Source organism: Mucilaginibacter sp., from assembly GCF_041660805.1.
Lineage (GTDB): Bacteria > Bacteroidota > Bacteroidia > Sphingobacteriales > Sphingobacteriaceae > Mucilaginibacter.
On the sequence record NZ_JBAZVP010000001.1, the window covers coordinates 451,715 to 462,662 of the forward strand.

At 40.5% G+C, this 10,948-nt stretch carries 16 protein-coding genes; 8 read left to right on the plus strand and 8 right to left on the minus strand.

Annotated features, from left to right (window positions below):
• Positions 1 to 14: 14 nt before the first annotated feature.
• The 3 genes from WC743_RS02030 (at position 15) to WC743_RS02040 (ending at position 2,485) form a co-directional block, all read left to right on the plus strand.
• The gene (locus WC743_RS02030) at positions 15 to 1,034 is read left to right on the plus strand and encodes a chemotaxis protein CheB (RefSeq protein ID WP_373010070.1); all 1,020 of its coding nucleotides are present in this window, start codon (positions 15 to 17) and stop codon (positions 1,032 to 1,034) included.
• Positions 1,035 to 1,188: 154 nt separating this feature from the next.
• Complete coding sequence (locus tag WC743_RS02035; protein ID WP_373010071.1) at positions 1,189 to 1,839, plus strand: OmpA family protein; 651 nt, start codon at positions 1,189 to 1,191, stop codon at positions 1,837 to 1,839.
• Between the two features lie 25 nt (positions 1,840 to 1,864).
• Positions 1,865 to 2,485: a PRC-barrel domain-containing protein gene (locus WC743_RS02040; protein ID WP_373010072.1), complete on the plus strand. Its 621-nt coding sequence runs from the start codon at positions 1,865 to 1,867 to the stop codon at positions 2,483 to 2,485.
• Positions 2,486 to 2,530: 45 nt separating this feature from the next.
• Here WC743_RS02040 and WC743_RS02045 read toward each other — a convergent pair whose 3' ends face one another.
• Together WC743_RS02045 and WC743_RS02050 are read right to left on the minus strand one after the other, a co-directional pair.
• Positions 2,531 to 2,854, minus strand: coding sequence for a hypothetical protein (locus WC743_RS02045; protein ID WP_373010073.1), 324 nt, complete (start codon positions 2,852 to 2,854; stop codon positions 2,531 to 2,533).
• 4 nt (positions 2,855 to 2,858) lie between these two features.
• Positions 2,859 to 2,993, minus strand: coding sequence for a hypothetical protein (locus WC743_RS02050; RefSeq protein WP_373010074.1), 135 nt, complete (start codon positions 2,991 to 2,993; stop codon positions 2,859 to 2,861).
• On the opposite strand from WC743_RS02050, the gene WC743_RS02055 reads away from it, so the two are divergent.
• From WC743_RS02055 to WC743_RS02065, 3 genes are all read left to right on the plus strand, one after another.
• Positions 2,992 to 3,117, plus strand: coding sequence for a hypothetical protein (locus WC743_RS02055; RefSeq protein WP_373010075.1), 126 nt, complete (start codon positions 2,992 to 2,994; stop codon positions 3,115 to 3,117). The two genes, WC743_RS02050 and WC743_RS02055, sit on opposite strands and share 2 nt — an antisense overlap.
• Before the next feature lie 157 nt (positions 3,118 to 3,274).
• Positions 3,275 to 3,469 (plus strand): cold-shock protein, encoded by a 195-nt coding sequence (locus tag WC743_RS02060; protein ID WP_373010076.1) that lies wholly within the window; start codon positions 3,275 to 3,277, stop codon positions 3,467 to 3,469.
• Between the two features lie 94 nt (positions 3,470 to 3,563).
• Positions 3,564 to 3,749, plus strand: coding sequence for a hypothetical protein (locus WC743_RS02065; RefSeq protein WP_373010077.1), 186 nt, complete (start codon positions 3,564 to 3,566; stop codon positions 3,747 to 3,749).
• Positions 3,750 to 3,762: 13 nt separating this feature from the next.
• Here the strand turns inward: WC743_RS02065 and WC743_RS02070 are convergent, their stop codons facing one another.
• From WC743_RS02070 to lepB, 3 genes are all read right to left on the minus strand, one after another.
• Positions 3,763 to 4,536: a GDSL-type esterase/lipase family protein gene (locus WC743_RS02070; protein WP_373010079.1), complete on the minus strand. Its 774-nt coding sequence runs from the start codon at positions 4,534 to 4,536 to the stop codon at positions 3,763 to 3,765.
• Positions 4,537 to 4,596: 60 nt separating this feature from the next.
• The gene (locus tag WC743_RS02075; RefSeq protein ID WP_373010080.1) at positions 4,597 to 4,917 is read right to left on the minus strand and encodes a hypothetical protein; all 321 of its coding nucleotides are present in this window, start codon (positions 4,915 to 4,917) and stop codon (positions 4,597 to 4,599) included.
• Positions 4,918 to 5,080: 163 nt separating this feature from the next.
• Positions 5,081 to 6,184: a signal peptidase I gene (gene lepB / locus WC743_RS02080; RefSeq protein WP_373010081.1), complete on the minus strand. Its 1,104-nt coding sequence runs from the start codon at positions 6,182 to 6,184 to the stop codon at positions 5,081 to 5,083.
• 119 nt (positions 6,185 to 6,303) lie between these two features.
• Between lepB and WC743_RS02085 the strand changes: the two genes are divergently transcribed.
• Positions 6,304 to 7,938 carry a hypothetical protein gene (locus WC743_RS02085; RefSeq protein WP_373010082.1) on the plus strand — a complete coding sequence of 545 codons (1,635 nt, stop codon included), beginning with the start codon at positions 6,304 to 6,306 and terminating at the stop codon, positions 7,936 to 7,938.
• A 4-nt stretch (positions 7,939 to 7,942) separates the two neighbouring features.
• On the opposite strand, the gene WC743_RS02090 is transcribed toward WC743_RS02085, so the two are convergent.
• Both WC743_RS02090 and WC743_RS02095 read right to left on the minus strand, forming a co-directional pair.
• Positions 7,943 to 8,686 carry a heavy-metal-associated domain-containing protein gene (locus WC743_RS02090; RefSeq protein WP_373010083.1) on the minus strand — a complete coding sequence of 248 codons (744 nt, stop codon included), beginning with the start codon at positions 8,684 to 8,686 and terminating at the stop codon, positions 7,943 to 7,945.
• Between the two features lie 80 nt (positions 8,687 to 8,766).
• On the minus strand, positions 8,767 to 9,327 hold the full coding sequence (locus tag WC743_RS02095; protein ID WP_373010084.1) for an AraC family transcriptional regulator: 561 nt from the start codon (positions 9,325 to 9,327) through the stop codon (positions 8,767 to 8,769).
• Positions 9,328 to 9,428: 101 nt separating this feature from the next.
• On the opposite strand from WC743_RS02095, the gene WC743_RS02100 reads away from it, so the two are divergent.
• A complete protein-coding gene (locus tag WC743_RS02100) occupies positions 9,429 to 10,274 on the plus strand; it encodes a phytanoyl-CoA dioxygenase family protein (protein ID WP_373010085.1) in 846 nt (281 codons plus the stop codon).
• A 312-nt stretch (positions 10,275 to 10,586) separates the two neighbouring features.
• Here the strand turns inward: WC743_RS02100 and WC743_RS02105 are convergent, their stop codons facing one another.
• A complete protein-coding gene (locus WC743_RS02105; RefSeq protein WP_373010086.1) occupies positions 10,587 to 10,928 on the minus strand; it encodes a TfoX/Sxy family protein in 342 nt (113 codons plus the stop codon).
• Positions 10,929 to 10,948 lie beyond the last annotated feature (20 nt).

Here is a 10,948-nt window from a genome sequence, read left to right on the forward strand (position 1 = left end):
GTTCCATAAAAGCGATGGACGGCATAAAAAATGTAATTGTAATAGGGGCCTCGGCTGGTGGTTTTAAAGCTATAATTCAATTGGCCGCGAAAATTCCCGTTAACATTCCGGCAGCCATATTTGTAGTAATGCATTTGGGCAAACAATCCATGCCCCAGGTTATTGTTCAACATTTGCAAAAAAGCGCCAAATTCATTTGCAGTATCCCCGTTAATGGCGAAGCGATACAATCCGGCCATTTGTACGTTGCCCCCAGGGATAGTCACATGTTACTTACAAAAGGCGTTATCCACATTACCAAAGGCCCGCATGAAAATCGCTGGCGGCCATCTATTGATGTATTATTCCGCTCGGCAGCGGCGGCTTATGATTCAAGGGTTATTGGGATAGTGTTGAGTGGTATGATGGATGACGGCACATCGGGCATGTCTGCCATTAAGCGCAGTGGTGGGGTATGTATAGTGCAGGAACCTTTAGAAGCTGAGTTTCCGGATATGCCCAGAAATGTATTAAATAAAGTAGATGTAGATTATCAAGTCTCTATAAATGATATCAGTTACATTTTGGATGATCTGTTTGCCAAACCACAAGGGGCAATACATGAAATACCCGAGGATATCAAGATAGAGGCAGAAATAACAAAGCATATGACAAGCAGTATTGAAGATCTTAAAAAGATAGGGAAGCAAACTGATTTTACTTGCCCTGAGTGTGGTGGAAACTTATTTGCCATGCATAATGACCCCGCACGCCGCTACCGTTGCTTTACCGGCCATACTTATAACGAAAAACTACTTGTTGAAACCCAGGCCGAAGCGTTGGAAGAATCATTATGGGTATGCATCCGTATGCTGGAAGAGCGTAAAGGACTGTTGCAAAAGATAGCTGATCATGCAGGAAAAGATGGACAAAGCGACAAAGAACTGCAAAATTCAAAGATAGCCGACGATATTGTACATCACATCGAAAGGCTTAAGGCGCTTTTAGTAACCATGAACAAAAACAGTGAGATTGTCATGAATGATCATGTATAGGGCGGGATTTGCAAATGAGTGTTCCGGTTTTGTTCCGCTTTTAGCGGAACGGAACAGCGCGTTTAAGTTATCTGGTCAAATTAATCTTTTTTAAAACTATTGATCGTTATTATCATTTGATAGGTAGTAATTTAACTATCAAATAAAAGTATACATGGCACAATTAGATGTTCAACCTAAACGCAAAGGCCCTATCTGGATATGGCTTATATTTATAATTCTTGCTTTAGGTGTATTGTTTCTGTTATACAAAGGCTGCAACAGATCGGCACCCCTTAAAGTTGATCAGTCAGACACGTTAGCTGCCGATACTGTAGTTACCAATGTTGCCCCGGTTACAACCACGCAACCCAACTGGAACGAGGTAGATTTTGCCACACCTAAAGCCAGTTACGCAGAAATTACTGATACCGCCATTGTAGTGCAGGGTAATCAAAAATATGCCATTTACAGTTTGGATGAGAATGTATTATTTGCCCCTGATTCAAGCATCATAAAACCAACTGCCGAAGCACGGTTAAAACAAATAGCAGCATCATTAAACAAGCGGTTTAAAAACGCGGCTATAGGCATTTATGGGCATACAGATTCGGCAGGTGTGGCAAGTTATAATAAAACATTAGCTGCCCGGCAAGCAGTTGCTATAAAAGACTGGCTGGTAACCAACAGCGGTTTTGCGGCATCAATGATATTTATAAAATCGGTAGGCGAAACCAGGCCTTTGCTGCCTAACAGAACCAATAACGGCCAGGCGCAAAACAGGAGCATAGAGATAGTGGCATTCGCGGATAGTACAGGTAACTAAATATTAAAAACTAAAACTCAATAAGATGGCTACAGATGAAAATATAAATAATTACAGCCGCTTAGAGGAATTAAGCGAAAGTAATTTTGAAATAGTTGATGGCCAGCCTAATATACAGGGCTGGGATATTGAAAGTTCTAAAGGTGTAAAAATTGGTGAGGTTGATGATCTTTTGTTTGACCCCGAATCAAGAAAGGTGCGTTATATTGTATTAGATACTGAAAACAACGACCTTGATCTGGAAGACGGACACGTACTTATACCAATTGGCGTGGCCGAATTGAACGAAAAGGACGATACGGTACTTATACCCAACATTACCGTTGAGCAGCTAACCTCATTACCCTTATATGAAAGGGGCAGGGAAATTAGCCGGGAAATAGAAGCAGAAATTCGTAATGTGTTTATTAAGCCGGATACCACAATAGTAACCGATAATGATTTTTATGAACACGAGCATTTTAACGAAACCAAATTTTACGGCAAACGCAAACCGATAACGGCCGAGGATCGTTTAATAACGGAGGGTGGTGACCACTTACTAACAGAAGGCGGTGATCATCTGCTAACAGAAGGCGAGCGGGAAGTCCCTGCTCCGGACAGTGCCGAAAAGCAAAAATATAACAGGGACAACATTATCCCATAGAAATACAAAAAAGGCCCCGGTATCCGGGGCCTTTTTTGTAAAATGTTATGTACGTGGTCTTTTTGGATTGTAAGCAACCAGATAACTTAATTCGCCGGCTAAAACGCTGCGCTTATCTAACTGTTGCTCATCTTTATTAAAAGATTGGTTAAGCCTTGCTTTAATGCCATGAAAAACCTGAAGCATTATTTCGGGAAATAACTTGGTGGCAATAGTAGGATAGTAATCTTTCTGCAGCTTTAATCTTTCAGAATTAGTTGCCACGCTAAATTCCCAAACGTCGTCTGTTTTAAAGCCATGTTCTTTGGCTGTGTTCATTAAATCGTAAAGGTAAAGACGGGTTTGATCTTCTATTGTTTTTTCGTTCATGGAGTTATTTTTTCTTATTGGTTGATGACAGGTCTGATGATACAGAACCCTTACCTGATTGATAAGAAGACTGTTTTTTAGTTACGTTTTCTGCAGGGGCTTTCTTTGTCTCTTTGTTCGATTTTTTTTCTTTGCTCATGATTATTGTATTAGAGGCCGCTATTTACCCTGATAGAAAAATGGCAATGCCTAAGGTGGATGTGTTTTTAGAGAAGGATTTTATTAAAGATAGATTTTATTTATTGAATATCAGCAACTTTTAAAAATTAATTTAATTTTTACTTTATATAATATACGCTTACAGAGTACGTTAGCGCATAAAGTAAACGTTATATAATTTAAAATAGCGTTAAATACTTTTATTTAAAAGAAAATGCCGGTATTAATGAGTACCTTGCACACTTATTAAAAAAAGTTATAATGCAAAAAGAAGGAACTGTAAAGTTTTTCAATGCCACTAAAGGTTTTGGATTCATTTCACAGAGTGATAACAGAAGCGATGTTTTTGTTCACTCAACTGGTCTAATCGACGAAATTCGTGAAAACGATAATGTAACGTTCGATGTAGAAGAAGGCAAAAAAGGCCTTACCGCGGTAAATGTAAAAGTAGTTTAAAAAATCACTATAAAATTTAATCGTAATGCACCTGCCTGAAAAGGTAGGTGCTTTTTTGTTCTGAAAATATTTATTAACTAATTCTATTTAAAATATGGCAAAATCGCAGGCAACTTTCATGAAAAAACAATTAGAGAAGAACCGGCAAAAAAAGAAAGAAGACAAAGCAATGCGTAAGCAGGAGCGTAAGGAAAACCCTACGGGCAGCGACCTGGATAGCATGATAGCTTATGTAAACGAGTTTGGCGAGATCACGTCAACTCCACCAGAAAAAAGTTAATCTGCATAAGGCATTACTTTAATGCCTTATAAATGGCTTTACCCCATAACTCTCCCAAACCAGAGGCACCCTTTTCATTAGGGTGCAGGTAAAAAACTCCTTTCCGGCCTTGTTCAAACTTAAAAGTATTGGCATAATTTTTCTTAAAATAAGCAAAGCCGGCTTTATCGCCAATAAATACATGGCCAGGATTTGTTAACTTATAGCTTTTTACTATCCCGTCAATTTCGGGGAAATAAGTTTGTAGCCGCGCTAATCCTTCGGCCAGGTACATGGCATTGTTATAAGTATTTGGGCTGTACCATATTGGGTGGTTTATAACAATCTTACTATTTGGGTAGCGTTGTAACAAAGTATCAATAATAGTGCTGAGGTTATGCTTGTAATCTTGCGGGGCAACCGGCGCGCCATGCGGGCCTTTTACTGCGCTGTCATTTGTGCCCAGCATTATAGAGAATACCAGCTGCGCATTTTTATCAGTATATAAAGTATCTGCAGCTTTGGCTGCATTGATGAAATCTATCTGACCGGGTAAAAAATCAAGCGTAGTACGGCCGCTTACGCCCGCGTTAGCCTGGTTAACGGTTACAGCGGGCAGCTTGTCCCTTAAATAAGTTATAGCATACCCCGAAGGCGCATATGCAACCTTATTATCTGCTCCTTGCGTAATGCTATCGCCAATAAAAACAATGTTTATTTTTTTATAACCGGGGAATTTAAAAGCAGCAAGCAGGACACTTACCAGCAAAATAAGGCTTAACAGTAAACGAGGGAGAACTTTTTTCATAATTGCAGAAGGTTTATAAACTGCAATTTAAAAAGAATTAAGCAAATAGCTCATCTTAACTTAGCCTATTAAAGATGGTTTTACATTAACAGTTTCTGTAATAAACAGCCGGTTAATAAAAGCTTTAAACTGTTCCAGCAAACCCGGATGTTTCACAGGCTCAACATTAACAATTTCGGGCTGGCCAGGGTCTTCGGGTGTGTTATCAATGCTATGCATTTCTTCAAGGATGCTTTCCCTTATGGCGGGGTCGCGGTTCACTATATCGTCCAGCTCGGTAAGGTCATTGAAAGTAGCATTGCCATTTCTTTGCTTTTTTATCAAAATATCAAAACGTTCCTGTAAAAATGTGCGCCTTATGAGTGGTCTGTTACTTTTCATGTTTAAACCTTATACAGGTGTTGCAACAAATGCAATGCCATCTGTATAAGTATTTATTAATCAATTATTTATGAAAGATATCATAATAAAAGTATCCGCTTTTGATACGGCCACCTGTTCGGTAACGTGCAACTTTTTAAGACCTTGTCAGAAAGTTCTTAACTTAATTGATAGGCTTCAGGATCCTGTCCCAGCGGATACGTTTTAGCGGCGATGCGGTACTGTCGCTGCTCATCCAGGTGATCATGGCTTTACCTACAATATGGTCTTCGGGTACAAAGCCCCAATAACGGGAATCTTCTGAATTGTGGCGGTTATCACCCATCATCCAGTAGTAGTTCATTTTAAAGGTATAGGTATCAGCCTTTTTATTGTTGATGTAAACATCCTTGCCTTTTACTTCAACCTTGTTATGCTCATAAAGTTCAATTGCGCGGCTGTATAAGGTCATGGTTGAATCATTCAGCTTAATGGTTAGTCCCTTTTTGGGGATAAGCAAAGGGCCGTAATTATCAAGGTTCCACTTAAATTTTTCATTATGCGGATAAATCGAAGGGTCAAAATTGCCTCTTGTTTCAATAACCGGTTTTATCGCTTTAATATTTGAATAGCCCTTAAACTCGTTGTAGCTATCCGTTGGTATTATCATTACATAATCCGTAGCGCTCAATTGCTGTGCAACCTCAATCTTCAAATTCTGCAGCATTTCAGGGTTCAGGTTATTGCCATCGGTACTTACTATATAGGAAGTTTGAGCTTTGGGGGCATTCTTAACAAGCTGGCCGTTTATATAAACGCGCGCATCAACAATTGCCAGTACATCGCCCGATGTGGCTATGCAGCGTTTAATGAGGTTGGTCCTCACATCAACCGGGCGGTTATATTTTGTATCGGCTTCTTCAGGTTTATTAAATACTACAATATCGTTCTTCTTTACTTCTGATGTTCCCGGTAACCGGAAATAGGGTAGTTTAATGCCATCCCAGTAGGTTTTAATACCATAAACGGTGCTCTCTGTAAACGGTATTGCAATTGGTGTAAATGGCATACGCGGGCCATAGCTTATCTTGCTCACAAACAAATAATCGCCGGTAAGCAGGGTGCCTTCCATAGAGCCGGATGGTATTGCATAAGCCGAAAATAACAATCCCCGGATAATGGTAGATGCAACAACCGCAAACACAATGGCATCAACCCACTCGCGTGTTTTGCTCTTTTTAGGTTGATTAGTTGCTGGTTTTTTACGTGAGAAGAAATTCCATTTCATAGCTTATGCGGTTTTTTTTAAATATTGCGTCAACCTTTGACTCCAGTCTATGCCATTTGTTACAAAGTTTTTTAACCGGATAAATATTGTATTCACTACTTTAGCCATCATTTAAAACTATGTTAAGACGCCACTTTATTAAACTTTCTGCCGTGGGCTTTGCCTCGGTTATGTATAGCAGGCTTACCTATGCCGCAGCACCTAACAGTTCATTGATCAATTACCCTGATGAGGCCTGGGCACAGGTTGATAACCAATGGGTAAAGCTTACAGGATCTAACGGTGCTGTATTTACTTACCAGGGGATAAAAGTTAGCATAAAAACAAATGGAAACGGGCAGGCTGTATATATCCAATCTCCGGTTGCCGAATTGCAGGCAGTAAGGCTTAAATGGAAGTATCAAACAACCGGTTACTCAAAAATATTAGGCGACCACTGGGAACGTTCATATGGCGACCTGGCTTGGAAAACGCCCGGGGGTACCGCTAAAAACCCATGGTATGTGTTGCTGAATGATAATAAGCAAACCGCTTGTTTTGGTGTAAAAACAGGCGCCAACACCATTTGCTGGTGGGAAGTGAAAAACGATAGCTTAGAATTGACAATGGACACCCATTCTGGCGGATCGGGTGTTAAACTGGGCGGGCGTACTTTGCATGCCGCGGATGTTGTTACCGCTATAAGCAAAGCAAATGAAACACCATACGCTACTGCAACGCGTTTTTGTAAAGTAATGTGCGCCAAACCACGCCTGCCTAAACAACCGGTTTATGGTATAAATGATTGGTATGTGGTTTACGGTAATAACTCTTACAAATCAATAAAAGAACAAACCACCGTAATGGCAGAGTTTGTTAGCGATACCAATAACCGCCCATTTTCGGTAATTGATGATGGATGGCAGCAGCCCGATGACTTTTCTTTGGTTAATGATAAGTTTAAGGATATGCATAAAATGGCCGGTGAGATAAAAGGCCTGGGCATGCGCCCCGGCTTATGGACAAGGCCTTTAATTGCCCGCCTTGATGATAAAGCAAGCTTACTGGCCCCAGCTATTCGTGGTAGGGATGATGCTAAGACCCCTATACTTGACCCAACCATCCCCGAGAATATTGAACGGGTAAAGCGCAATATGCGCATTTACAAACAATGGGGATATGATATGGTAAAGCATGATTACAGCACCTATGATATTTTTGGTAAATGGGGTTCGCGGATGACGGATAGTTTTACCATACCGGGATGGAAATACCAGGATCAAACTAAAACCAATGCCGAGATCATTAACAACCTGTACCGGGCAATAAGGGAATCGGCAGGGGATATGTACATTATTGGCTGTAATACCATGAGTCATTTATCTGCCGGGGTTTTTGAGCTTAACCGCATTGGCGATGATACCAGCGGCAAGGAGTGGGCCCGTACCAAAAAAATGGGTGTGAATACTTTAGGTTTCCGCCTGCCGCAGCACAATACCTTTTATGCTGCCGATGGCGATTGCGTTGGTTTAACAAAAGATGTTCCGTGGGATAAGAACCGCCAGTGGCTGCAATTATTGGCCGAAAGCGGCTCGCCGTTATTCATATCTGCCGAGATCGATATTTTAGATGCCGATAAAAAAGCGGCCATAAAAACGGCATTTGCCAACGCAGCCAGGATACAGCCAACCGGCGAACCTCTGGACTGGATGGACAACCAATTCCCAACAAAATGGAAACTGAACAACAAAGAAGTTACTTTTAACTGGGATTGATAAATTAAAGCATAGCTATGAGCATTACAGCGCTCATGGCTATCATTAATGCATCTTCAATAATAGTAACGGTGCTCATTGGTAAATTAAACACAGCACCAAGGCAGGCGCACTGTATTTTGCGTTTGTTAAACACGCTCTGTAAAACACCAATTATACTCACACTCATTACAACAAGGATAATGATATTGGTTACCAGAGGATTAAAGTTAATAACGTAAGCAATGCCCAGGCCTAACTCAATAAATACATAAATGAACCCCCAGGCCCTAAACTTTTTGGCTATAATATCATACATGCTGTAGCTATCGGCAAAGGCTTGTATGTTCAGCATTTTAAAAAAAGAGAACACCAAAAAGAAACCGCCCATGAAGGCCCTCATAGCCAGCATCCAGTTAAAATTGCCCGATGATGAGGCTATGAGAATAGCAACCACTCCAACATATCCAAATATTAATAATACGGGTTTGTAGGTTTCAACAAACGAACGTTCGTCTTCTTCCTCATCTGTAAAAGCCTGTTGAACCGGCTGATGGTGCTGAGCTTCTGAAAGGCTGTATTTAGGATAATCTGCCAGTGCAGCCTGCAGGTTAGCAGTAGGTACATGCGCATCCATTGTAATATCGGCCTTGTTATTTGCAAGGTCAATATCCACCTTGGTAACATGGGGTATATTTGATAATAATGATTGAACTTTTGCCTGGCAGCCTGTGCAGGTCATGCCGGTGATGTTATAGGTATGTGTCATGAAATTAATTATTTGTAACACAAAAATACCATCACTGTATAGTGCAGGCTTTATATAATTACATAATTGATTTATATGATTTACAGTTCCTCGATATTGCGGCGTATATTTTTTTTGAGCGAACGGTAGAAGGTAGGGGTTAATCCGGTTTGTTTTTTAAACTGTGCCGATAAATGGGCCACGCTGCTATAACCCAACTGGTTTGCAATTTGCGATAGGTTAAGCTCATTATACATGATCAGCTCCTTTACTTTTTCTATTTTTTGAGCGATGTAATATTTTTCGACAGTGCTGCCCTCAACCTCCGAAAATAAGCTGCTTAAATGGCCGTAATCATAATTGAGTTGTTGCGAAAGATAGGATGATAAGTTAAGGTTATGCTGTTCCCCGTTATAATGGATAAGTGATATTACAGCTGTTTTTATTTGTTCAATTATCCGGCTTTTGCGGTCATCAATAATCTCAAATCCTAATTGTTTTAAGCTGTTATTAAGGTTTTTAATGGTAGCTGCATCAGGTTCTTCGTCAACTTCTACTTCGCCTAATTCTATGCTTACGGGGTGCAGCCCGGCCTTTTCAAGTTCGGCCTTTACTGCCATTTTACAACGGTTGCACACCATGTTTTTAATATAGAATTTCATAAAGCTAAGGTAGGTACAAGTGAATAAATTTTAGCAGGCACCAGGTCATAGTAAATCAATAATACTTGCTAAATTTACTTAACCAATTACTTAATTGTTTCATGATGGCAAATAAAGTATTAACCGCTCAACAAATAAGCGATTATAACCGTGATGGTTATTTAATAGTGAAGAACTTTTGCAATACAGAAGAAACCGACAAGCTATACAGCACGGCTTTAAACGATGATGCCATGAGCAAAAATGCGCTCGACCTGAATGATCAAAGCGGCAAGAAAACCCGCCTGTCGTTATGGTTTACGCCGGGGAATGATGTATTTGGCTATTTGACCCGTAGCGAACGGATGATAAGCCGGGTTGGACAGCTATTAGGGGAGGGTCCGCCTGTTTGCCATTTTCATTCCAAACTGATGCAAAAGGAGCCTAAAGTTGGCGGCGCCTGGGAATGGCACCAAGATTACGGTTATTGGTATAAAAATCAATTTATGTTCCCAGATCAACTGATGAGTGTAATGGTAGCTCTGACCGCGGCAAATGAGGAAAACGGATGCCTGCAAGTGATAAAAGGCTCGCATAAACTGGGCCGGGTAAACCACGGTTTTAGTGGCGAACAGGTAGGCGCGGATATGACTATGGTGAACAATGCTTTACAAACAATGGAACTCATCTATTGCGAAATTGAAGCAGGCGATGCACTGTTCTTTCATAGCAACCTGCTGCACCGGTCAGAGGCTAATTTGTCAGATCATCCCCGCTGGTCTATCATTAGCTGTTACTCGCTGCAAAGTAACCTGGCTTATAATGAAACATCAACCTCATGGAAAACACCGGTAGATATTGTGCCTGATGAAGCCATATTGAATTGGGATGCCGGTTCATTATCAAATAACGATTTCCTGGCTAAAGAAAATGATCCTGCATTAAAGGAAACGGGCTGGGAGAAGTAACCTCAGTTGCACTGATCTATACTTTCGTACCTGGTACCAATGTCATTAAGTTAAAAGAAAACCCCAGCGGGGTTAAAGCTTTGTAGAAAAACAGTTGAGTAGTAATACCGTGCCATCGGTACGGAACCTCGACATGTTGCGTACCGATGGCACGCTAAAATGTTTAAATATCATTTACTACAAAGCTTTAGCACCTAACGGCGCTTTTTATAAAACATATTACTTAATGATATTGACCTGTGGTGCTAAATAGAACTTATTACTATTCTGCTTGCATTTTACTTCGGTGGAGCGCTTAAATGAACGGAAAATCTATTTCTTCTTTTTTGATGACTTTGCGGTTTTGTTATATTCCAACGATCTGTCAATCCAGTAATCAAAATCTTTCTTGTTTGTGATGGCATCTGCTTCTACAAAAACATAACCGTGCATGGTTTTACCGCCATGTATCATGGGGCGGGCGCCGCTCTTTTCTAAAGCGGTTTCATATTCACCGGGCCCAACACGGCACATTATTTCATCTTGTTTTACACAAATGCACATCTTATCATCTACCATAAAACATACACCGCCGAACATTGATTTTTCGTCAACATTGGCAACATCAACCAATGCTTCGCGTATGCGGTTTAACAGAGTTTCATTGTAAGCCATTTTTTAAGTTGAAAGTTTTA